Here is a 21,579-nt window from a genome sequence, read left to right on the forward strand (position 1 = left end):
TGCCTCCAAGGCTGCCCTCGCGGCCGCTGTGCCGCGGGCCCGGCACGGAGGAGGATCGGTGTTCGTGTGCCCGATTCCAGGGGGTGGCCAATGCGCGCGCAAGAGGAGCGACCGGACCGGACTGCCGCCGGGCCCCCTCCCCCGGCCGTCACGCGGCGCCCGGCGGGGCCCGCCGCCAGGGGCACGCTGCCCTCGGCGGTGACCGCGCTCCAGAGCACGGCGGGCAACACCGCGGTGCAGCGGCTCTTCCAGGGCGGGCTGAGCGGGGCCACCGTGGACCAGGTGCTGCTGCGGCTGAAGGAGCGGTTCCCGGGGTCGAGACCGAGGTTCGTCGACGTCCGCAACGCGCTCAACAGCCCGACGGTCTACACCGGACTCGACGACCTGGGGGCGGCGCTGGGTCTCGACGCGGCGCAGCAGCAGTCCGAGGCCACGTCGGCACCCCGGCCCGGCCCGGCGTCCACCGCCTCGCCCATGACCACCCCGGCCGCGCACACACCCGTACCGGCCGTCCCCACCCCGGCCACGGACGCATCCGCTCCCGTACCGGCCGTCTCCGTCCCGGCCACGACCGGCACCGGGCGCCCCGCGCGGCCGACGAGGCCCAAACCGTCCCTGTTTCCCCGGCCCGAGGAGAGCGGGGAACGGTCGGACGCCGCGACCCGCCCGGTCCGCACCGCGCCGCCGGTACCCGGGCCCAAACCGGCCGGGTTCCCGCGCGCCGGGCAGCAGTCGACGTCCGCGGCCGGCCACGAACAGACCGCCGCGGAACCCGTACCGGCACCGCACGTCCCCACCGCCGAGCCCCCGGCGCCCCAGGTGGCGGGCAGCGCCGAGCGGATCTCGGTGGCCGCCTTCGCGGCCAACACCGCCAAGGCCAGGACCGAGTTGGAGGTGGAGCGGACCACGCCGCGCAGGTATCTGCGCCGCCGGGCCGCGAGCAAGCTGGACAACGAGGTGTTCAAGGCCATGGCCGGCTCCGTGCGGCTCAACAACAAGCAGCAGCTGATGGACCAGTTCATCAACCAGCTCTACAGCTGCCTGGAGTGGACCGGCCGGGCGCCCATCGCGGTCTACACCGACGAGGCCCAGGGCAAGGGCGACCTGATGCTCGGTGTCAAGACCGCCGACGCGCTGCGCGAGAACTTCCCCCGGACCGAGCAGAACAAGTACGACATCGCCCTGCTGACCTCCCAGACGGCGCACGACAGCCAGCCGGGTGTCTTCGCGGGGGCCCAGCACCCGTTCGCGGTGCTCGACGGCACCGCGCCGCGCGCCCCGCAGCTCGGCCCCGGGCCGGGCCCCACCCACACGATTGTCGCTCCGCAACTGGGCGTCACCCGGAACTTCCAGGAGAGCGTCGGCGCCTGGCACAGCGAAGTCTCCGCGATGACCGAGTACTCCAAGAAGGAAGGGCTGCCCTCGAACGCCGCGAAGGCCACCGGCCACACCACCGGACTCGGCACGGACGAGGTCGGCATCACCTTCCACCCCGGTCTGCGGGCCTACAAGGCGCAGCAGAACCCCAAGGACAGCGAGGAGCGCAGACGGGCCGCCCGGCTGGACCACCTCCAGGCGCTGAAGTCCAAGGAACTGCTCACCGCGCTCTTCCCCGAGGACCAGGAACAGGCGGTGAAGTCGTTCGCCGGCGCTGTCTCCTCCCGGCTGTACTGCGCCTACTCCAACAAGAGCGCGCTGCGGTTCGCGCTCACGGTGGCCGAGGTCGAGAACGGCAGCGGCAACGACGTGCACATCCTCCAGTCCTCGCCGAACTCGATGCCGGAGCTGGACGATGCCGTGCGGCGCGATCTGGCGGAGCTGGGGGTGGGCGAAGTACGGCTGGTGCAGTTCATCGAGGGGAGGCTGTCGACGGAAGCGACCCTGGACACCGGCGGTCCCGGCAAGAAGATGCACTGGATCACCACCGACAAGGTCCCGCACGACGACATGCTGACGCTGATCAAGGCCAGTGAGCCGATCATGATGACGACCGGCAACCAGAGCACCTCCGAGGCGCTGTCGGCCGGCAAGACGATCATGTACGAGAGCATCGGCATGCCGCAGAGCCAGGCGTTCCGGCAGTCGCTGTACGGCGGCGCCGGGGTCCGGCAGCCGGACATCGACAGCATCGCCGCGATCAGCCGGGACCGCGACCGGCCGGGCGTCCAGGGCCCGCCCGGCCGGCCCGAGTACGCGGCCGCGGCGACGGCGCTGCGGCGGATGCAGCAGGAGGACCGGATGGGGGCGTTCAGCGACAAGGCCGCCGCCACCAAGGACCTGGGCAACTGGATCGGCGGCAGCCACCTGCGCGCGTACCTGAAGAAGACCGGACTCAAGGGTGACCTGGAGCGCGAGGAGGAAAGGCTGTTGCAGCCGAGCAGCTACCGGGATGCCGCGGCCTACCGGCGCTTCGTCGACTTCCTCCAGGGGCTCCCGGAGACCGGGGAGTGACCCGCCGCCCCGGCCCGCCGCCCCGGCCCGCCGCACCGGACCGGGGCCGATACGTAACAGTGACCGCCCGTACGGATGGCGGACACCCGCTCTTCTGACACTGTTTTGTCATGGCACAACAAGCGACGCCGGTGCGCGAAGCCCGGCTGGGGCGGCCGCTGGGTCCGCAGACGGCGGCGGTGAGCGGGGTGGCGGTGCTGCTCCCGGCGGGCGACGAGGTGTCCAGCCGCAGACCGTCCGCGCTGCTGGCGGCCGCCTCGGTACGCGCGCTGGGGCGCCGGCTGACCCGGGCGGGCCGGGACGAGGGGCTGGCCGCGCACCCCGTGCACTACCGCTACCGCGGCTGGAACGGCAGCGAGGCGCATCTCGCCAAGGACGCGGCCTGGGCCGCCGACGAGGCGGTACGGCTCTACGGCGACGTCCCGGTCTGCCTGATCGGGGTCGGCATGGGCGGCCGGGCGGCGCTGCGCGCGGGCGGCCACGCGGCCGTCAACTCCGTGCTCGCCATCGCCCCCTGGCTGCCGGACGAGGACATGGCGGCGCCGCCCGAACCGGTGAAACAGCTCACCGGGCGGCGGGTGCTGATCGTGCACGGCACGGACGACGGGCAGTGCGATCCCGAGCTGTCGTTCCGGCTGGCGACGCGGGCGAAGAAGGCCAACCGGGACGTGTGCCGGTTCGAAGTGCACAGCGAGGGGCACGCGATGCGGCACTACCGCGACGAAGTGGCGGCGCTGGTGGAGGACTTCGCGCTGGGGGCGCTGTTCGGCCGGTCGTTCTCCCGGCCGGTGGCGGACGCGCTGGCGGCGCCGCCGCCGCTGGGGCTGCGGATGCCGTTGGCGGTGGGGTTCGGCAAGACGCTGCGGTAGGGCGGCGGCTCAGGGCAGCAGGTGGCCCCTCCTGGAGAGCAGGAACTTCTTGAAGGCGGCCACCGGCGGCGTGTCCGTCCGCCCCGCCAGCCACGCCACGCCGATCTCCCGGGCCGCGCGCGGGGCGGTGACCGTCAGTTCCACCACCCCGGGCCGGGGCACGGCCGGCGGCGGCAGCAGGGCGACGCCGAGCCCCGCCGCGACCAGCCCGCGCAGCGTCTCCGCCTCCTCCCCCTCGAAGGCCACCCGGGGCCGGAACCCGGCCTCCGCGCACACCGCGTCCGTGATGCGGCGCAGCCCGTAGCCGGGCTCCAGGGTCACGAAGGTCTCGTCGGCGGCCTCGGCGAGCCGGACCCGGCGGCGGGCGGCGAGGCGGTGGTCGGCGGGGACCACCAGCCGCAGCCGCTGCTCGTCCAGGCGGCGCGCGACGAGGTCCGGGGCGTCCGGCACCGGCGAGGTCAGACACAGGTCCAGCTCCCCCGCGCGCAGCCGCTCCAGCATCGCCTCGCCGTAGTTCTGCACCAGGCTGAACCGCACCCTGGGGTGGTCGGCGCGGAAGGCGTGGATCAGGCCGGGCACGGTCTCGGCGCCCATGGTGTGCAGGAACCCGAAGGCGACCTTGCCACTGGTGCGGTCGGCGTCGGCGCGGACCTCGTCGGCGGCCCGCCCGATCTCGGCGAGGGCACGCTCGACGGAGGCGAGGAACGTATGCCCGGCCGGGGTGAGGGAGAGGGTGCGGCCGTGCCGGGCGAACAGGTCGACGCCGAGGTCCTGTTCGAGCCGCGCGACCGCCCGGGAGAGGGTCGACTGGGGGACGTCCATCTCCTGCGCGGCCCGGGTGACGTGCTCGGTGCGGGCCACACCGGCGAAGTGCGCGAGGCGCGGCGCGAGCAGCGCGACGATGTCTTCTGTGTCACTGTCCCGTGACAGCCGCGCCCGTGAGCTCTCCTGATGCACCATGGGAACGATTATGACCGTTCCATGCATTGGACGGATGAGTAAGGACCTTCGTACGGTCATCTCATGACTCCCGCCGATACCGGGGCGTCCACGATCGTGGGCGCCGTCGCATCCCCTCCCGCTCCCGACTCGCGCGTGGCCCCGGGCGGCCCCGGCTACCGCCGGATGAGTTTCGCCCTGTTCCTCGCGGGCGTCGCGACCTTCGCGCTCCTCTACTCCACCCAGGCCCTGCTGCCGCTGATCTCCGGCGACCTCGGAGTGAGCGCGAGCGACGCGAGCTGGACGGTGGCCGCCGCGACCGGCGGTCTGGCGGTGTTCGTCATCCCGATGAGCGCCCTGTCGGAACGGTTCGGACGGCGTACGGTCATGACGGCCTCGCTGGCGGTCGCGGTGACCGTCGCACTGCTGATCCCCTTCGCCCCCTCCCTGCCGGCCCTCGTGGTGCTGCGCGCGGTGCAGGGCGCGGCGCTGGCCGGGCTGCCCGCCTCCGCGACCGCCTACCTCGCCGAGGAGGTCACCCCGAAGGCGCTGGTCACGGCGATCGGCCTGTTCGTGGCGGGCAACAGCGTGGGCGGTATGAGCGGCCGGGTCATCACCGGCTGGGTGGCCCAGGAGTGGGGCTGGCGGACGGCCGTCGGCGTGATCGGCCTGGTCGCCGTGGTCTGCGCGGTGGCGTTCCGGATGCTGCTCCCGCAGCCGAAGCACTTCACCCCGGGCTCGCTGCGCCCGCGCGTCCTGGCCGGCACGGTCCGCGACCACCTGGCCAACCCGCTGCTGCGCCGCCTGTACGCGATCGGCGCGCTGTTCATGACGGTCTTCGGCGGCGTCTACACGGTGATCGGCTACCGCCTGACCGAGGCCCCCTTCTCGCTGCCCCAGGGCATCGTCGGCTCGATCTTCCTGGTCTACCTGGTCGGCACGGTGTCGGCGTCGACGTCGGGCCGGCTGGTGGGCCGGCTGGGCCGGCGCGGCGCCCTCTACCTGGCGGGCGGCACGACGGCGGCGGGACTGCTGCTGTCCCTGGCGGACTCCCTCCCCCTGGTGCTCCTCGGTCTGGTCCTGATCACGGCGGGCTTCTTCGCCGGCCACTCGGTGGCGTCCTCGGCGGTCAGCCGGACGGCGACGCACGGCCGGGCGCAGGCGTCCGCGCTGTACCAGTCGATGTACTACATCGGCTCCAGCGCCGGCAGCACGGTGGGCGCGACGGCGTTCCACTCCGGCGGCTGGGCCGGGACGGTCGGGGTCGGGCTGCTGGCGATGCTGGGGGTCGTGACGGTCACCCTGGCCGGCACCCGGGCGGCCCGCAGGCAGGCGGCCCGAACCCCGGCCACAGCCTGAGCCGCTACCGCCCCTGAGCTGCGACTTCTTTTACTGCACGGGCCATTGTCAGTGGTCTGCGGTAGCTTCCGGAGTGTGGGCGCGAAGACGCGCGACGGCAGGGATACGGCCACAGGGGCGGGTGGACGATGACCAACGGCACGGTGACGCCGGAGCTGGACTCGGCACTGGAGAAGCACCGGGTCGAGCTGACCGGGTACTGCTACCGGATGCTCGGTTCGTCCTTCGAGGCGGAGGACGCGGTGCAGGACACCCTGGTGCGCGCCTGGCGGAGCTACGACAAGTTCGAGGGCCGGTCCAGTCTCCGCTCCTGGCTCTACCGGATCGCGACCAACGTCTGCCTGGACATGCTGACCGCGGGCAACAAGCGGGCCCGCCCGATGGACCTGTCCGAGGCGACGCCGCTGGCCCAGGCGGCCCTCTCCCCCCGCCCGGACCACACCTGGCTGGAGCCGATGCCGGACGCCCGGACGCTGCCCACGACCGACGACCCGGCGGAGGCCGCGGTGGCCAAGGAGTCGGTACGACTGGCCTTCATGGCCGCCCTGCAACAGCTCCCGCCCAAGCAGCGGGCGGTGCTCATCCTGCGCGAGGTACTGGCCTGGCGGGCGAGCGAGGTGGCCGAGCTGCTGGGCACCACGGTGGCATCGGTGAACAGCGCCCTCCAGCGGGCCCGCGCCACCCTCGCGGAGCGGCCGGACCTGGAGGCCGCGGGCGCCGTCTCCGACCCGCTGGACGAGGAGCAGCAAAAGCTCCTGGAGCGCTATGTGGCGGCCTTCGAGGGCTACGACATGACGGCGCTGACCGCCATCCTGCACGAGGACGCGGTGATGACGATGCCGCCGTTCGACCTGTGGCTGGCGGGCCCGGGAGACATCACGGGCTTCATGACCACGATCGGCGCGTCCTGCGCGGGCTCCCGGCTGGTCCCCGTCCAGGCCAACGGGCTGCCGGCCTTCGCGCACTACAAGCCGGACCCGGAGGCGGGCGGCTACTCCCCCTGGGCGATCCAGGTGCTGGAGATCTCAGACGGCCGCATCACCGGGTTCCACTGCTTCCTGGACACCAAGCGGTGGTTCCCGCTGTTCGGCCTCCCCCTCCACCTCGAAGCCAAGGCCGACCAGGTCGATTAGCGCCCGCAGGGCCGGATCGGGCGCCCGCAGCCTGATCCGGCCCCCGCCCTGCCGCCGCGCGGTCAGCTGAAGCCGGGCCAGCACATCGATCACACCGATCCCCGGCGGCCCCACCCCACCGACATCACAGACGACCACCCCACCCCGCCCGGCCCCGAGCAGCGCACACACCTCGGCACAGAGCCGGGGCAGGTCCTCCCTGGACAGCGGCCCCGGCAACACGAGTACGGCAGGCGTCACGGCATCCACGACCCGGTAGACCGGGGGGCGGGGCGGAATTCATCGGTGCGGGGGCCTGAGCTCACCCCGGCACGGTGTGACGGGCCGTTCAACAGCTTCGAGCGGAACGCCTTCCACCTGGAGCTGCGGGACGACCACGGCTCCACCACGGGGGACGTTGAGACGTACTCCGCGGAGCTGCCCGCGACGAATGACTGCGCCCCGTTCCGCGCACCGTTCCGTTTTCCGGCCTAGACCAGCCACTTCCCAGCACGCATCAGGGTCCGTCCAGCCATCTCGGGAACCGTTCCCCACGCCTGCAGCACCTGCGGGACGACCTGGAAGAAGACGTACGAGGGATGGTCCTCGCGAGGGTCCCAGCCGTCCTTGGCCGCGAACGCGTCGCCAACACCGGTCGGAAGCTCCTGGCGCGTCAGCATGCGCGCGGTGCCGTGCATCAGAACGACGTCCCGGCTGTGGCCGAAGCTGAGCCGGACCCGGCCCGAGGAGCACAGGTTGCGCCCGGTCGGGTTGGTATCACGGGTGGACAGCCACACCGCCTCGCCGTCCCACCAGAAGGCCAGCGGAACGAGACAGGGCTCGCCGGTGGCGTCGGCGGTGGCGACCCACACGTCGTTGTCCCGCGCGAGCCGTTCGAGCGCCTCGCGCTTGCGCTGCTCCGGACTGCGGGGACCGCTGGGATGAGAGTCGACTGCCGTCATGCGGGGAGGTTATGGCGTGCGGTCCCCGGCCACATCCGGCGGCGGACCTACGTCGCGCGACGGAGAGCAGCCCTTGTACGGGCCTTGAGCGAGTCGGACGGTGTTCTTTCCTGGCCGGGGTGTCAGGGGGCCGGATGGTGGCGCGGTGAACGCCCGGTGCAGGGTGCGCACGGAGACGTTGAGGCGGCGGGCCAGTGTCGCGGGGCAGAGGTCGGGGTCGGTGCGGTGTCCGTCTGCGAGGTCCATGGCGGCCCGGGCGAGCGCGGGAGCCAGCCGGGGCTCGGTGTAGTCGAACTGACCCGGCCGAACACGGTGGTGGGAAGGAGCAGAACGGTCGCCTCGGTACCGCGCCGCACCAGGTGCACCTCGAACCGGTCGCCGTCTTCGCGGGCCACCGTGGGGTGTCCGAGGGAGCGTTCGCGGTAGACGTCGGAGATCTGCGTGTCGTGCGCGACCGCACCGCGGACCCTAATCCGGAAGTCCCCGCGCTCGCCGAGGTCGAGCGAGGCAGGGGCCAGGGCTCACCGGTCTGCGCCTCGAAGGACCGCCGGAAGGCGTCGAAGCCCTCCCGGCCCGTCCTCGCCCCCGTGACGTCCAGCGTGAACGTCCTGCGCGGCCGCCCCTGTGGTACCGCCGGATCCGCATTGACCCGCGCGGCCTCTTCGGCAGAAGGTTTGCTGTATGCCGCACATATCCCCTCCCCACGCGCTGCCCGGTGACCTCCGCCCTGCTCAGGGGGTGCCGTGCAAGGCGTGCTGACCGGGTTCGCGGTGATCGCGGTCGTGATCGGGGTGGGGTATCTGCTCGGGCGGCGCGGGTATCTGGGCGACCAGGGCCGGGAGGTGCTGACCAAACTCGCCTTCCATGTGGCGTCCCCCGCGCTGCTGTTCACGACCTGTGCGCAGGCCGATCTGTCCGTGGTGTTCTCCAGCAGCCTGCTGGTCACGGCGCTCAGTACGGCGGCGGTGGCCGGGGTCTTCATCGCGGTCGGCGTCGTACGTCGCTGGGGCACCGGACGGATCACCATCGGCGCCCTGTGCTCCGGTTACGTCAACACCGGCAACCTCGGCATCCCGATCGCCGTGTACGTCCTGGGCGACGCCTCGCTGGTCGCGCCGGTGCTGCTGTTCCAGCTGATCGTGGTCGTGCCGATCGGGATGACGTTCCTGGACCTGGCGAGCAAGGAGCGGTCGGGGTCGCCGTGGTCGCGGCTGCTGGCCCCGCTGCGCAATCCGATAGCCGTCGGCTCGCTGGCCGGGGTGGCGGTGGCGGCGCTCGGGCTGCACGTGCCCGCCCCGGTCATGGACCCGCTGACGCTGATCGGCAACATGTCCGTGCCGGCGGTCCTGATGGCGTTCGGGATATCCCTGTGCGGCAGCGCGATGCCGTTCCGCGGGCCGGACCGCAATCCGGTGCTGCTGGCGGTGGTCCTCAAGGCGGTGGGACAGCCGGCCGTCGCCTGGGCGCTGGCGGCCGGGGTGTTCGGGCTGCGGGACGCCCGGCTGCTGGACGTCGTCGTGACCTCCGCCCTGCCGACCGCGCAGAACATGTACACGTACGCGTCGGCGTACCGGGTGGGCGAGCGGCTGGCCCGGGACGTGGTGCTGGTGTCCACGGTGGTGGCGGTGCCGGTGCTGATAGTGGTCGCGGCGGTACTGGGCTGACTCGGCCACCGCGGCCACGGGTGCCGGTCTCGTCGGCGGCGGTGCCGGCCCCGCGCGCCCCGAACGGGACCGGCACTTCGCCAGGTCAGACGATGCGCTCCAGGACCACCGGTGACGTCGTGAACTCCGTGCCCGGCGCCGCGATGTCGTACGAGCCCTGCACCGCCTCCAGCGCGTACCCGAAGCGGTCCGGCGTGTCCGTGTGCAGGGTCAGCAGGGGCTGGCCGGCGCGGACCTCGTCGCCGGGCTTGGCGTGGAGTTCGATGCCCGCCGCCGCCTGCACCGGGTCCTCCTTGCGGGCGCGTCCGGCGCCGAGGCGCCAGGCGGCGACGCCGATGTCGTAGGCGTCCAGGCGGGTCAGGACACCGCCGGCGGCGGCCTTGACCACGTGCTGTTCCTTCGAGGTGGGCAGGGGCGCGTCCGGGTCGCCGCCCTGGGCCGCGATCATGCGGCGCCAGACGTCCATCGCGGAGCCGTCGGCCAGTGCCTTGGCCGGGTCGGCGTCCCGGAGGCCCGCCGCGTCGAGCATCTCGCGGGCCAGCGCGAGGGTGAGTTCGACGACGTCCGAGGGGCCGCCGCCGGCCAGCACCTCGACCGACTCGCGGACCTCCAGGGCGTTGCCGGCGGTCAGCCCGAGGGGGGTGGACATGTCGGTGAGCAGGGCGGTGGTCCGCACACCGTGGTCGGTGCCGAGGCCGACCATCGTGCGGGCCAGTTCCCGGGCGTCCTCGACCGTCTTCATGAAGGCGCCGCTGCCCGCCTTCACGTCCAGGACCAGCGAGCCGGTGCCCTCCGCGATCTTCTTCGACATGATGGAGGAGGCGATCAGCGGGATCGCCTCCACCGTGCCGGTGACGTCCCGCAGCGCGTACAGCTTCTTGTCGGCCGGGGCCAGACCGTCGCCGGCCGCGCAGATCACCGCGCCGACGCCGTCGAGGACCGCCAGCATCTCCTCGTTCGAGAGCAGCGCGCGCCAGCCGGGGATCGACTCCAGCTTGTCCAGCGTGCCGCCGGTGTGGCCGAGGCCCCGGCCGCTGAGCTGCGGCACGGCCGCTCCGCAGGCCGCGACCAGGGGGGCCAGCGGCAGGGTGATCTTGTCACCGACGCCGCCCGTGGAGTGCTTGTCGGCGGTCGGGCGGGAGAGGGCGGAGAAGTCCATGCGCTCGCCCGACGCGATCATCGCCGCCGTCCAGCGGGCGATCTCGGCGCGGTTCATGCCGTTGAGGAGGATCGCCATCGCCAGCGCCGACATCTGCTCGTCGGCCACCTCCCCGCGGGTGTACGCGTCGATGACCCAGTCGATCTGCTCGTCGCTGAGCGCGCCGCGGTCCCGCTTGGTGCGGATGACGGAGATGACGTCCATGCCGGGTGTTCCTTACTTGGTGAGGTGGTCGGGGCCGAAGGCCTGCGGGAGCATCCGGGCGAGGGGCAGGACGCCGTCCGGCGTCTCGAGGAGCAGGGTCGCGCCGCCGAACTCGTACAGCAGCTGGCGGCAGCGGCCGCACGGGACCAGGATCTCGCCGTGGCCGTCGACGCAGGTGAAGTGGGTCAGCCGGCCGCCGCCGGAGTTCAGCAGGGCGGAGACCAGGCCGCACTCGGCGCACAGGCCGAGGCCGTAGCTGGCGTTCTCCACGTTGCAGCCGGTGACCGTGCGGCCGTCGTCGACCAGGGCCGCGGCACCGACCGGGTAGCCGGAGTAGGGGGCGTACGCCCGGGACATGGCGGCCCGGGCCGCCTGGCGCAGCGACTCCCAGTCGGCGCCGGTCACTTGCCCTGCCCCTTCCGGTACGGCATGCCGTCCGCCTTCGGCATCCGCAGGCGTTGCGCGGACAGGGCGAGGACGATGAGGGTGATGACGTACGGCGTGGCGGAGACCACCTGGTTGGGGACCTCGTTGGTGCCCGCGTACCAGGCGAAGACCAGCGCGCCGACGACGAACGTGATCACGGCCTTGACGTACTGCCTGCGGACCGCCAGCCAGATCGCGCCCACCAGCAGCAGCAGCGCGCCGAGCAGCAGCAGGGCGTGCACGTTGGCCGAGCCGCCGCGCAGGTTGAGGCTGTCGGTGTAGCCGAACAGGCCGGCGCCGATGGCCAGGCCGCCCGGCATCCAGTTGCCGAAGATCATCGCCGCGAGGCCGATGTAGCCGCGGCCGCTGGTCTGGCCCTCCAGGTAGAAGGGGTTGGCGACGATGGAGAGGAAGACGCCGCCGAGACCGGCCAGTCCGCCGGAGATGATCACGGCGAGGTACTTGTACTTGTAGACGTTGACGCCGAGGGACTCGGCGGCGACCGGGTTCTCGCCGCAGGAGCGCAGCCGGAGGCCGAACGGTGTGCGCCACAGGATCCACCAGCTCGCCGGGATCAGGGCGACCGCGATGAGGGTGAGCCAGGAGACGTCCGTGACCAGGCCGCCGAGCAGGCCGGCGATGTCCGAGACGAAGAACCAGCCGTGGTCGTTGAGCGACTTCAGGCCGTCGGACAGGCCCGGGACGGTGAAGCTCCCCAGGGAGTCGACCGGCGGGGACTGCTTGGCGGAGCCGCCCTGGTGGCCCTCGAAGGCGAGCGGGGCCAGGTAGCGGGTGGCGCCGAGGGCGAGGATGTTGAGGGCGACGCCGGAGACGATGTGGTTGACGTTGAAGGTGATCGTCACGACGGCGTGCAGCAGACCGCCGAGCGCGCCGCCGATGATGCCGACCAGGACGCCGGTCCACGGGCCCCACTGGAAGCCGGCCCAGGCACCGAACCAGGTGCCGAGGATCATCATGCCCTCGAGGCCGATGTTGACCACGCCCGCGCGCTCCGCCCACAGGCCGCCGAGGCCCGCGAGGCCGATCGGCACGGCGAGCTGGAGGGCGGTGGACATCTGGCTGACGTTGGTGATGCCGTCCGCGCCGGTGACGATGCGGACGATCGAGGTCAGCGCCAGGGCTCCGGCGATGACCAGGAGGAGGACGGGCAGGGACAGGCGGCGGCCGGTGGGGGCGGCCGGCTTCATGGTCGGCTGGTTCAGGTCGTTCGCCATGAGGGGAGCGGTCATCGCGCCGCCACCTCCTTCTCGGTGTTGTCGGCGCCCAGGACGTGCCCGGCGGCCAGTTCGGCGCCGACCCGGCGCTGCTGGCGGCGCAGGCCCCACTCGCGGACCGCCTCGTAGGAGACGACCACGGAGAGCACGATCAGGCCCTGCATGATGACCGCGATCTCCTTGTCGTAGCCGTGGAAGTCCAGCTCGGGGCTGGCCTTGTCGAGCCAGGCCCACAGCAGGGCGGCGAACGCGATGCCGACCGGGCTGTTGCGGCCGAGCAGGGCGATGCCGATGCCGAGGAAGCCGATGCCGGTGGGGAAGTTGAGGCTGTAGGTGTGGGTGTCGCCGAGGAGGATCGGCAGACCCGCCAGGCCGGCCAGACCACCGGAGATGAGCATGGCCGTCAGCACCATGCGCTTGGGGTCGACGCCGCTGGCCGCGGCGGCCGTCTCGGAGGCGCCCGAGGCGCGCAGGTCGAAGCCGAAGCGGGTGCGGTTGAGGACCACCCAGTAGCCGATGCCGAGCAGCACGGCGAGGATCACCAGACCGTAGATCTCGCCGGCCGCGCCCATGTCGATGCCGGGGACCCAGCCGGAGTCGTGCATCTCGCCGGTGGTGTTGTTGTTGCCGACCTTGACGCCGAAGACGTCCGGCAGCCACAGGTAGCCGATGACGGCGGTGGCGATGGAGTTCAGCATGATCGTGGCGACCACCTCGCTGACGCCCCGGGTGACCTTCAGTACACCCGCGATGCCGGACCAGAGGGCGCCGGTGAGGACGGCGGTGAGGAGCAGCAGCGGGATCTGGAGGACGCCGGGGAGGGCGACGTGCGCGCCGACCACGGCGGCCATCATCGCGGCCAGTTGGTACTGGCCGTCGACGCCGATGTTGAACAGGTTCATCCGGAAGCCGATGGCGACCGCGAGGGCGGCGATGTAGTACATCGACGCCTGGTTGATGATCAGGACCTGGATGTCGGAGAACCCGGCCTGCTCGAACATCAGGGCGAACGGTTCCACCGGGTTCTTGCCGGAGGCGATCAGCACGATCGCGCTCAGCACGAAGGCCACGGCGAGCGCGATGACCGGTCCGGCCACCGCGAGGAGCACGCGCTCCTTGTCGAACTTCTTCATCAGCGGGCCTCGTCCTTCCCGGCGGCTTCGGAAGTCCCGGGCTCGTCGCGTTCGTCGTGCTCAAGGTGGCCGGTGGCCGCGCCGGTCATCGCCGAGCCGAGTTCCTCGGGGGTGATGGCGGCCGGGTCGGCGTCGGCGACGAGCCGGCCGTCGTAGATGACCCGGAGGGTGTCGGAGAGGCCGATCAGTTCGTCGAGGTCGGCGGAGATCAGCAGGACGGCGAGGCCCTCGCGGCGGGCTTCGCGGATGTGGTCCCAGATCGCGGCCTGGGCGCCGACGTCCACGCCCCGGGTGGGGTGGGCGGCGATCAGGAAGCGGGGTTTGTGGCTCATCTCGCGGCCGACGATCAGCTTCTGCTGGTTGCCGCCGGACAGCGAGGCGGCGGTGACGTCGATGCCGGGGGTGCGCACGTCGTACGTCTCGACGATGCGGCGGGTGTCGTCCTGGGCGGCCTTGATGTCCAGCCAGACGCCCTTGGCGTTGGGCTTCTCGGTGACGTGGCCGAGGATGCGGTTCTCCCAGAGCGGGGCTTCCAGGAGCAGGCCGTGGCGGTGGCGGTCCTCGGGGATGTAGCCGACGCCGCGCTCGCGGCGCCTGCGGGTGGTCCAGCCGGTGATCTCGTCGTCGGCCAGCCGTATCGTGCCGGCGTCGGGGGCGCGCAGGCCGATCAGCGCGTCCACCAGCTCCGTCTGCCCGTTGCCCTCGACGCCCGCGATGCCGAGGACTTCACCGGCGTGGATGGTGAAGGTGACGTCGTCGAGCAGGGCCTTGCCGCCGGGGGCGGCCAGCCGCAGCCCGTCGACGGTGATCACCGGGCGGTCGGTGACCGTGGACTCGGCGGTCTTGGGGGTGGGCAGTTCGCTGCCGACCATCATCTCGGCGAGCTGGCGCGGGGTCGTCTCGGCGGGGACGGCGGTGCCGACCGTCGTGCCGCGCCGGATGACGGTGATCTCGTCGGCGACGGAGAGCACCTCGCCCAGCTTGTGCGAGATGAAGATGACGGAGAGCCCCTCGGACTTCAGCTCGCGCAGGTTGGCGAAGAGGGCGTCGACCTCCTGCGGGACCAGTACGGCGGTCGGCTCGTCGAGGATGAGGGTGCGGGCGCCCCGGTAGAGGACCTTGAGGATCTCCACCCGCTGCCGGGCGGCCACGCCCAGTTCCTCGACCAGCAGGTCGGGGCGGACGTCGAGGCCGTAGCGCTCGGAGATCTCCTGGATCTTCCGGCGGGCCCTGCCGCCGATGCCGTGCAGCTTCTCGCTGCCGAGGACCACGTTCTCCAGGACCGTGAGGTTGTCGGCGAGCATGAAGTGCTGGTGGACCATGCCGATGCCGCGCACGATCGCGTCGGCGGGCGAGGCGAGGGCGACCTGCTCACCGTCGATCGCGATGGTCCCCTCGTCCGGCTTCTGCATGCCGTAGAGGATCTTCATCAGCGTCGACTTGCCGGCGCCGTTCTCGCCGACCAGGGCGTGCACGGTGCCCTTGCGGACGGTGAGGTGGATGTCGTGGTTGGCCACGACGCCCGGGAAACGCTTGGTGATCCCGGCGAGTTCGACGGCGGTCGGCTGACCGCCGGCCGCCGCCGAGGCCGGAGGGCTGCTGGACGCGTTGATGGCGCACTCTCCTGGGGACGGGGGCCGTCTACGCGTGTAGCGCCCCTACGGCATCGAGGCGGTGGCGCATCTGCTGCGACGGGGCACGGGGAGGACGCCCTCGCGGACGCCTTCCCGTACCCCGCCGAGCGGCTGCACCACCGCGGTGGTGGCACGGTGCGGGTGCTGCCGGATGTCAGCTGCTCTTGACCTTGATGTCGCCGCTGATGATCTTTTCCTTGGCCGTGTTGATGGCTTCCTGGAGGTCGGTGTCGTCCGCGAACTCGGGGTTGGAGTCCGCCAGGCTCACTTCACCGGTCTTCAGATCGCCCCGAACGATACCGGTCTCCGGTTTGCCGTCCTCGACCGACTTCGCGAGGTTGTAGACCGCCTTGGCGACGTCCTTCATCGCCGAGGTGAGGATGGAGTCCTTGTACTTGGCGAGGGCTTCCTGCGCGTACTGGTCGGAGTCGACGCCGATCGCCCACACCTTGTTCGCGGCGGCGGCCTCGATCACACCCTGCCCGGACAGCCCGGCGGCGGCGTAGACGACGTCGGCCTTCTTCTCGATCTGCCCCTCGGCGGCCGTCTTGCCCTTGTCGGGGCTGGAGAAGCCGCCCTCCTCGGCGGTCTGCGTCAGGTACTGCGAGATCACCTTGGCCTTGGGGTTGGTGTCCTTCACGCCCTGCTCGAAGCCGGCCTGGAACTTGTGGATCAGCGGCACGTCCACGCCGCCCACGAAACCGACCACGTTGGTCTTCGTGGACTTGGCGGCCGCGACACCGGCCAGGTAGGAACCCTGCTCCTCGGAGAAGACGAGGTCGGCGACGTTCTTGGCCTCGATCGTGGAGTCGTCCACGATGCCGAAGGTGACGTCGGGGTACTTCGCCGCGGCGCCCTTGAGGGCGGCGGCGTACGCGTAGCCGATGCCGACGACCGGGTTGTAGCCCTGCTTGGCCAGGGACTCCAGCCGCTGCTGCTTGTCGGCGTCGGTCTCACCGTCGGTGGGCTCGATGTCGGCCGTCTCGTACTTGAACTCCTTCTTCGCCTGCTCCAGGCCGGCGAAGGCCGCGTCGTTGAACGACTGGTCGCCCTTGCCGCCGACGTCGTACGCGATGGCGAGGCCCTTGTCGTCCTTCGCGTCCGAGGACGAGGAGGACGAGGTCGAGGTACCACCGCAGGCGGCGAGCGCGAGGGCCAGGGAGGCGGTCGCTGCGCCTGCGACCGTGATCCGGGAAATCCGGCGCATGTGTGGTGCTCCTGTCGTACAAGCGCCGGACGGGGTTCGGCTGCGGCGCTGGGTTCGCCGCAGATTAACGCGCGTAGACCTGCCTGAAAACCCCTTCTGTCCACCTTGTTATCGGGCCGTGCCCAACCCTTGCCGGGAGCAAACGCGAGGTGGCGTTCCGTGACGCCCGGCAGGGGTGGGCGGGGTGTTTCTACGGCTCGGTCCTCACCTTGATGTCGCCGCTGACGATCTTTTCCTTGGCCGCGTCGACGGCGTCCGTGAGCCCGGCCACCTCGGCGTACTTCGGGTTGCTGTCGGACAGGCCGACGCCGTCCGACTTCAGGTCGAAGGTCTTGGTGCCGGTGAGCGGCTTGCCGTCCTCGACCGACTCGGCCAGCGCGAACACCGCCCCGTCGATGTCCTTGAGCGCGGAGGTGAGGATGGAGTCCTTGTACTTGGCGAGGGCCTCCTGCTCGTACTGGTCGGAGTCGACGCCGATCGCCCACACCTTGTTCGCGGCGGCGGCCTCGATCACACCCTGCCCGGACAGCCCGGCCGCCTGGTAGACGACGTCGGCCTTCTTCTCGATCTGCCCCTCGGCGGCGGCCTTGCCCTTGTCGGGGCTGGAGAAGCCGCCCTCCTCGGCGGTCTGCGTCAGGTACTGCGAGATCACCTTCACCTTGGGGTCGGTGTCGGCGACGCCCTGCTCGTACCCGGCCTGGAACTTGTGGATCAGCGGTACGTCGACCCCGCCCACGAACCCGACCGTCTTCGTCTTCGTCGCCTTGGCGGCGGCGACCCCGGCCAGGTAGGACGCCTCGTTCTCGGCGAAGACGAGGGAGGCGACGTTGTCGGCCTCGACCACGGAGTCGACGATCCCGAAGGTGGTGTCCGGGTAGTCGGCGGCGACCTTCTGCATCGCGGTGCCGTAGGCGTAGCCGATGCCGATCACCGGGTCGTAGCCCTGCTTGGCCAGCGAGGCGAGCCGCTGCTCCTTGTCGGCGTCGGTCTCGCCGTCGGTGGGCTCGATGTCGGCGGTCTGGTAGCCGTACTCCTTCTTCGCCCGCTCCAGGCCCGCGTAGGCGGCGTCGTTGAAGGACTGGTCGCCCTTGCCGCCGACGTCGTACGCGATGGCCAGCCCCTTGTTCTCCTTGGCGCCGTCGTCGCCGCCGTCCTCGGTGCTGGTGCCGCCGCAGGCGGTGGCCGCGAGCGCGAGCGCGGCGATGCCGACCACGGTGCCGGTCAGTCTCGGTGTCCGACGCATCTGAAGTTCCCCATCCCTCAAGTCCCCGCGGCTGGCGCCCGGTTCGGCGCACATTAACGCGCGTAGAAAGTCCTGGGAACGGGGTTCTGCGGGGCCGTTATCCATTCGTGGCGGAGGGCGTTACGGGGTGGTGAACCAGGGGGTCGAAGGGGGCGGAAAGGGGCGTGGGAGACCGGAACGCCCGTACCATCGAAGGGAAGCAAGCCGGAGCGAACCCACTGGGGTGACCGTGAGCGACTGGGCCGACCTGACGACCGGTAAGCGCATCAAGCACCTGCGGGGTTCCGATCTGACCCAGCAGGGACTCGCCGACGCCTCGGGGCTGTCGCTGGCCCTGGTGCAGAAGGCCGAGCAGGACCGCGGGGAGCTGTCCGTCGGTTCGCTGCTCAAGCTCGCCCACGCGCTGAACACGGACGTGGCGGTGATATTGGGGCAGCAGGCGCCGCGGCGGGGGATGGACAGCGGCACCCGGGCCGCCGTGCGACGGCTTTCCGACGCCGTCCACGACAGTGCCCTCGGTGTCTGGGACGGCGCGGAAGAGCCGAGCGGGTTGCGTGAACTGTCGACCATGCACGACCGCGTGTGCGCCAGTTACTGGCGAGGCGACTACGAGGAGTTCAGCAGACTCGTCGCCAAGGTCCTGCCGGAAGGACGCGTCCGGTACGGGCAGGCCGCCGGGTACGAACGCGAGCGACTGGGCTCCGTCCTCGCGAGCACGTACCAGTTCGCCTCCTCGGCCGCGATCCTGCTGGGCCGGCGGGACCTCGCCCTGAGCGCGCTCACGTCGGCACGCCACCTGGCCGAGAACTCCGGGGACGAGGTGCTGAGCGCGCTCCTGGAATCCACGCTGTCGTGGATCTACCTGCGAAGCGCCAGACTTTCCAGGGCGGTCGCCGTGGCCGAGCAGGCGGCGCTGCGGATCGAGCCGTCGTTCAGCCGGGCCTCCCGGCCCCAACTGCTCGCGTACGGCCGGCTGATGATCTCCGCGGCCGTGGCCGCTTCGCGCGGGGGGAACGCCGCCTCCGCGGACGACTATCTGTCGCAGGCACACGCGGCGGCGGCCCGTCTCGGCGGCGACGAAGCGCTGTTCGGCACACACTTCGGCCCCACCGCCGCGAACACGGAAGCCGTGGGGATCGCCGTGGCGCTCGGGAACCACGGCCGGGCGCTGCGGCTGGCCGCGCACACCGAACTGCCGCCGTCCATGCCCAAACTCGCCCGCAACCGCTACAAGCTCGACGTCGCGCTCGCCCAGTGCGCGGCCGGTCTCCACGACCAGGCCGGGGACACCCTGATCGAGGTGGGGCTCGACGCCCCGGAGTGGGTCAGGCATCAGGCGCTGCCGGGTGTCATCGGCAAGCGTCTGGCGAAGGTGTCGACGACTCGGGTGCGCAGGATCAGCGAAGTGATCGGCGTGCCGTTGCTCGCGTGAGTGCTACGGAGCGTACGAGTCGGGGTCGGGCAACCTCGTCCCGTCGTACGCCTCATCACTTCACCGTACGTGATCGTGCGGGCACGCTTGGCACATGGTCAGCGACAAGAGCGCACAGGCGCAGGAACGAGCCCGGACCCGCCGTACCGAGGGCGATCTGAGACGGCGGCGGGCACTGGCGGACGCGGCGGCGGGCATTTCGCCGATCGAGCGGTTCCGCTGCGTGATCTATGTGTGCGGTGCTCCCGGCAGCAACATCGCCGGGCCTCGCGAGGAGTGCACGGAGTACGCCGAGGCGTTCGGGTGGGGGATCACGGACGTGATCGAGGAGCGGGCGGGCTTGCTGCCGCCGCACGGGCGGGAGGGGCTGGAACAGGCCGTCGAGCGCGTCCGGAGCGGGGAGGCCGGGGCGGTGCTCACGGCGTGCCGCTCGATGATCTCGGCCGTGCGGCAGGAGTACGACGAGGTCGCGCGCGAGATCGAGAAGGCGGGGGGCTTTCTGCACGTCAAGGACTCGGCACGCGCGAACGGGGCCCCGGCGTGATCTTCGCCCCCGCCGTCACGCACCCGTGGCGCGACGCGTGGCCGCTCACCGCGCGGACGGACGACGCAAACCCGTGGCTGACCGGCGCCTGTTGGCTGTACTGCCGGCGCGAGGGGGTGCGCGTGCTGTGGATCGGTTCCGTGTCCACGCCCGGCGCGACGGGTGACGTGTACGGCTGCGGGCTGTGCGTCGCGGAGCTGGACCACATGGTGCGGGTCCAGTCCCACTACCGGGACCGGACTCCGCGCGGCTGAGCGACACGGGACCGCCTCCGGCCATGACCCGGCCGGTCCGGTGCCCGGCCGCTCTGGCGCTTCCCGGACTGCTCCTGGGTGGGTGGATCGCGTCACCCGTCGGTGAGGACGATCTTGCCCTGGATATGGCCCCGGGCGGCTCGTTCGTGGGCCTCGCGGGCGCGGGCGAGCGGGAAGCTGCTGTCGATGGCGACGCGGACCGTGCCGGTGTCGAGCAGGCGGCCGAGTTCGGCGAGCTGCGGGCCGTTCGAGCGGACCTGGGTGGTCGAGACCGTCACCCCGCGCCGCTCGACCTCCGCCGGGTCGAACTCGCCGAAGAAGACCGGGAACAGCGCGCCGCCGCGCCGCAGGGTGCGCAGGAAGCGGTGGGCGGTGGGGCCGCCGACGGTGTCCAGGACCAGGTCGAGGTCGCGGGCGGCCTGCTCCGGGCGGGTCCTGGTGTAGTCGACGACCTCGTCGGCGCCGAGGTCGCGCAGGAACGGTCCGTGGGTGCCGGACGCCACCGCGACGACGTGCGCGCCCTTCCACTTCGCCAGTTGCAGGCCGAGGTGTCCCACGCCGCCCGCGGCGCCGTTCACCAGGACCGTCGTGCCGGGGCCGAGGGGGACGGGGCGGTGGCGGTGCGGCTGGAAGGGGGACGGGTGGTCGTGGCCCAGGTCCAGCAGGAACTGCCACGCGGTGAGTCCCGCCACGGGCGCTGCGGCGGCGTGCGCGTGGTCGAGGCCGGCCGGCTTGTGGGCCAGGTCCGCGGCGGGCGCGGCCACGTACTCGGCGTAGGCGCTGCCGTCGAAGCCGGGGAAGCGGAGCATGCCGAAGACCTCGTCGCCCGGCGCGAAGCCGGTCACGTCCTCGGCGACGGACTCGACGACGCCCGACACGTCGGTGCCGGGGACGACGGGCAGGGTGATCTTCGGCCGCAGGTGCGCGGGCATCACGGTCATCCCCTCGCGCAGGTACCAGTCGGGCGGGTTGACGCCCACCGCGCGCACCCGGACCAGCACCTCGCCCGGCCTCGGTTCGGGGACCGGGACGTCCTCGTGGCGCAGTACCTCGGGGCCGCCGTAGCCGTGCAGCCGGATCGCCTTCATCGTGCGTGTGGGCATGACTTCCTGCGCTTTCCTGTTCGACGCGGGTGGAATACCCTAAGCGGGTCAGTGATCCGAATATACGGGTCACTGACCCGCTTAGCAAGGAGAGGGCTCGTGCGGGCTGACGCCAGGAAGAACTACGAGCGGCTGCTGACGGTCGCGAGCGCCGTCGTGACCGAGGAGGGCGCCGGTGCGTCGCTGCGCGACATCGCCCGCCGGGCCGAGGTCGGGCTGGGCACCGTGCAGCGGCACTTCCCCACCCGGGAGGCCCTGCTGGAAGCCCTGCTGCGGACCGGGTTCGACCAGCTCACGGCAGAGGCGGCCGAGCTGGAGGGGGCCGGCCCGGCCGGTGACGCGCTGCGCACCTGGCTGCGCGCGTTCGTCGCGTGCGCGACCGACTACCAGGGCGTCATCGCGTCGATGGTGGCCGCCATCGAGGACCCGGACTCCGCGCTGCACGCCTCGTGCGTGGCGATGCGGGCCGCGGGCGCCCGGCTCCTGGCCCGCGCCCAGGCGGACGGCGTGGCCCGGACCGACATCGACGGCACCGACCTTTACGCACTGGCCGGAGCGCTCGCCTGGGCGGGCGACCAGCCGGCGCTGGCCGCCCGCGCCGACCATCTCTTCGACGTCATCGCCGACGCGGTTCTCACGCGCTGAAGCA

Annotated in this window: 20 protein-coding genes; 9 read left to right on the forward strand and 11 right to left on the reverse strand. The window is 71.8% G+C overall.

What is annotated here, in order from left to right; genetic code table 11:
* The first annotated feature begins 198 nt into the window (after positions 1 to 198).
* Together AB0G32_RS31830 and AB0G32_RS31835 are read left to right on the forward strand one after the other, a co-directional pair.
* Positions 199 to 2,451 (forward strand): hypothetical protein, encoded by a 2,253-nt coding sequence (locus tag AB0G32_RS31830; protein ID WP_361171187.1) that lies wholly within the window; start codon positions 199 to 201, stop codon positions 2,449 to 2,451.
* A gap of 110 nt (positions 2,452 to 2,561) precedes the next feature.
* The gene (locus AB0G32_RS31835) at positions 2,562 to 3,320 is read left to right on the forward strand and encodes an alpha/beta hydrolase (RefSeq protein ID WP_361171190.1); all 759 of its coding nucleotides are present in this window, start codon (positions 2,562 to 2,564) and stop codon (positions 3,318 to 3,320) included.
* A gap of 9 nt (positions 3,321 to 3,329) precedes the next feature.
* Here AB0G32_RS31835 and AB0G32_RS31840 read toward each other — a convergent pair whose 3' ends face one another.
* Positions 3,330 to 4,280, reverse strand: coding sequence for a LysR family transcriptional regulator (locus AB0G32_RS31840; protein WP_361171193.1), 951 nt, complete (start codon positions 4,278 to 4,280; stop codon positions 3,330 to 3,332).
* 63 nt (positions 4,281 to 4,343) lie between these two features.
* On the opposite strand from AB0G32_RS31840, the gene AB0G32_RS31845 reads away from it, so the two are divergent.
* Both AB0G32_RS31845 and AB0G32_RS31850 read left to right on the forward strand, forming a co-directional pair.
* Positions 4,344 to 5,618 carry an MFS transporter gene (locus AB0G32_RS31845; RefSeq protein ID WP_361171196.1) on the forward strand — a complete coding sequence of 425 codons (1,275 nt, stop codon included), beginning with the start codon at positions 4,344 to 4,346 and terminating at the stop codon, positions 5,616 to 5,618.
* A gap of 128 nt (positions 5,619 to 5,746) precedes the next feature.
* A complete protein-coding gene (locus AB0G32_RS31850; RefSeq protein ID WP_361171199.1) occupies positions 5,747 to 6,751 on the forward strand; it encodes a sigma-70 family RNA polymerase sigma factor in 1,005 nt (334 codons plus the stop codon).
* Here the strand turns inward: AB0G32_RS31850 and AB0G32_RS31855 are convergent.
* Together AB0G32_RS31855 and AB0G32_RS31860 are read right to left on the reverse strand one after the other, a co-directional pair.
* On the reverse strand, positions 6,644 to 7,000 hold the full coding sequence (locus AB0G32_RS31855; RefSeq protein ID WP_361171202.1) for an STAS domain-containing protein: 357 nt from the start codon (positions 6,998 to 7,000) through the stop codon (positions 6,644 to 6,646). The two genes, AB0G32_RS31850 and AB0G32_RS31855, sit on opposite strands and share 108 nt — an antisense overlap.
* Before the next feature lie 221 nt (positions 7,001 to 7,221).
* Positions 7,222 to 7,692, reverse strand: a complete 471-nt coding sequence (locus tag AB0G32_RS31860) for a pyridoxamine 5'-phosphate oxidase family protein (RefSeq protein ID WP_361171205.1) — start codon at positions 7,690 to 7,692, stop codon at positions 7,222 to 7,224.
* 743 nt (positions 7,693 to 8,435) lie between these two features.
* On the opposite strand from AB0G32_RS31860, the gene AB0G32_RS31865 reads away from it, so the two are divergent.
* Positions 8,436 to 9,356 (forward strand): AEC family transporter, encoded by a 921-nt coding sequence (locus AB0G32_RS31865; RefSeq protein WP_361171208.1) that lies wholly within the window; start codon positions 8,436 to 8,438, stop codon positions 9,354 to 9,356.
* An 85-nt stretch (positions 9,357 to 9,441) separates the two neighbouring features.
* Here AB0G32_RS31865 and AB0G32_RS31870 read toward each other — a convergent pair whose 3' ends face one another.
* From AB0G32_RS31870 to AB0G32_RS31900, 7 genes are all read right to left on the reverse strand, one after another.
* Positions 9,442 to 10,719 carry a thymidine phosphorylase gene (locus AB0G32_RS31870; RefSeq protein WP_361171211.1) on the reverse strand — a complete coding sequence of 426 codons (1,278 nt, stop codon included), beginning with the start codon at positions 10,717 to 10,719 and terminating at the stop codon, positions 9,442 to 9,444.
* A gap of 12 nt (positions 10,720 to 10,731) precedes the next feature.
* Positions 10,732 to 11,124: a cytidine deaminase gene (locus AB0G32_RS31875; RefSeq protein ID WP_361171214.1), complete on the reverse strand. Its 393-nt coding sequence runs from the start codon at positions 11,122 to 11,124 to the stop codon at positions 10,732 to 10,734.
* Complete coding sequence (locus AB0G32_RS31880) at positions 11,121 to 12,395, reverse strand: ABC transporter permease (protein ID WP_361171217.1); 1,275 nt, start codon at positions 12,393 to 12,395, stop codon at positions 11,121 to 11,123. Before AB0G32_RS31880 ends, AB0G32_RS31875 begins: the two co-directional genes overlap by 4 nt.
* Positions 12,392 to 13,513 (reverse strand): ABC transporter permease, encoded by a 1,122-nt coding sequence (locus tag AB0G32_RS31885; protein WP_361171220.1) that lies wholly within the window; start codon positions 13,511 to 13,513, stop codon positions 12,392 to 12,394. Before AB0G32_RS31885 ends, AB0G32_RS31880 begins: the two co-directional genes overlap by 4 nt.
* Positions 13,513 to 15,126: an ABC transporter ATP-binding protein gene (locus AB0G32_RS31890; RefSeq protein WP_361171299.1), complete on the reverse strand. Its 1,614-nt coding sequence runs from the start codon at positions 15,124 to 15,126 to the stop codon at positions 13,513 to 13,515. The genes AB0G32_RS31885 and AB0G32_RS31890 overlap by 1 nt, the downstream gene beginning before the upstream one ends.
* 175 nt (positions 15,127 to 15,301) lie before the next feature.
* The gene (locus AB0G32_RS31895) at positions 15,302 to 16,354 is read right to left on the reverse strand and encodes a BMP family ABC transporter substrate-binding protein (protein WP_361171223.1); all 1,053 of its coding nucleotides are present in this window, start codon (positions 16,352 to 16,354) and stop codon (positions 15,302 to 15,304) included.
* A gap of 190 nt (positions 16,355 to 16,544) precedes the next feature.
* Complete coding sequence (locus tag AB0G32_RS31900) at positions 16,545 to 17,597, reverse strand: BMP family ABC transporter substrate-binding protein (protein WP_361171226.1); 1,053 nt, start codon at positions 17,595 to 17,597, stop codon at positions 16,545 to 16,547.
* A 229-nt stretch (positions 17,598 to 17,826) separates the two neighbouring features.
* Here AB0G32_RS31900 and AB0G32_RS31905 point away from each other — a divergent pair, with 229 nt between their 5' ends.
* From AB0G32_RS31905 to AB0G32_RS31915, 3 genes are all read left to right on the forward strand, one after another.
* Positions 17,827 to 19,029 (forward strand): helix-turn-helix transcriptional regulator, encoded by a 1,203-nt coding sequence (locus AB0G32_RS31905; protein ID WP_361171229.1) that lies wholly within the window; start codon positions 17,827 to 17,829, stop codon positions 19,027 to 19,029.
* Between the two features lie 94 nt (positions 19,030 to 19,123).
* Positions 19,124 to 19,573, forward strand: coding sequence for a hypothetical protein (locus AB0G32_RS31910; RefSeq protein WP_361171232.1), 450 nt, complete (start codon positions 19,124 to 19,126; stop codon positions 19,571 to 19,573).
* Entirely contained in the window at positions 19,570 to 19,827 is a 258-nt protein-coding gene (locus tag AB0G32_RS31915) for a hypothetical protein (RefSeq protein ID WP_361171235.1), read from the forward strand. Before AB0G32_RS31910 ends, AB0G32_RS31915 begins: the two co-directional genes overlap by 4 nt.
* 92 nt (positions 19,828 to 19,919) lie before the next feature.
* On the opposite strand, the gene AB0G32_RS31920 is transcribed toward AB0G32_RS31915, so the two are convergent.
* The gene (locus AB0G32_RS31920; RefSeq protein ID WP_361171238.1) at positions 19,920 to 20,930 is read right to left on the reverse strand and encodes an NADP-dependent oxidoreductase; all 1,011 of its coding nucleotides are present in this window, start codon (positions 20,928 to 20,930) and stop codon (positions 19,920 to 19,922) included.
* Between the two features lie 99 nt (positions 20,931 to 21,029).
* Between AB0G32_RS31920 and AB0G32_RS31925 the strand changes: the two genes are divergently transcribed.
* Positions 21,030 to 21,575, forward strand: a complete 546-nt coding sequence (locus tag AB0G32_RS31925; protein ID WP_361171241.1) for a helix-turn-helix domain-containing protein — start codon at positions 21,030 to 21,032, stop codon at positions 21,573 to 21,575.
* Positions 21,576 to 21,579 lie beyond the last annotated feature (4 nt).

It is taken from the genome of Streptomyces sp. NPDC023723 (genome assembly GCF_040639815.1).
Classification (GTDB): domain Bacteria; phylum Actinomycetota; class Actinomycetes; order Streptomycetales; family Streptomycetaceae; genus Streptomyces.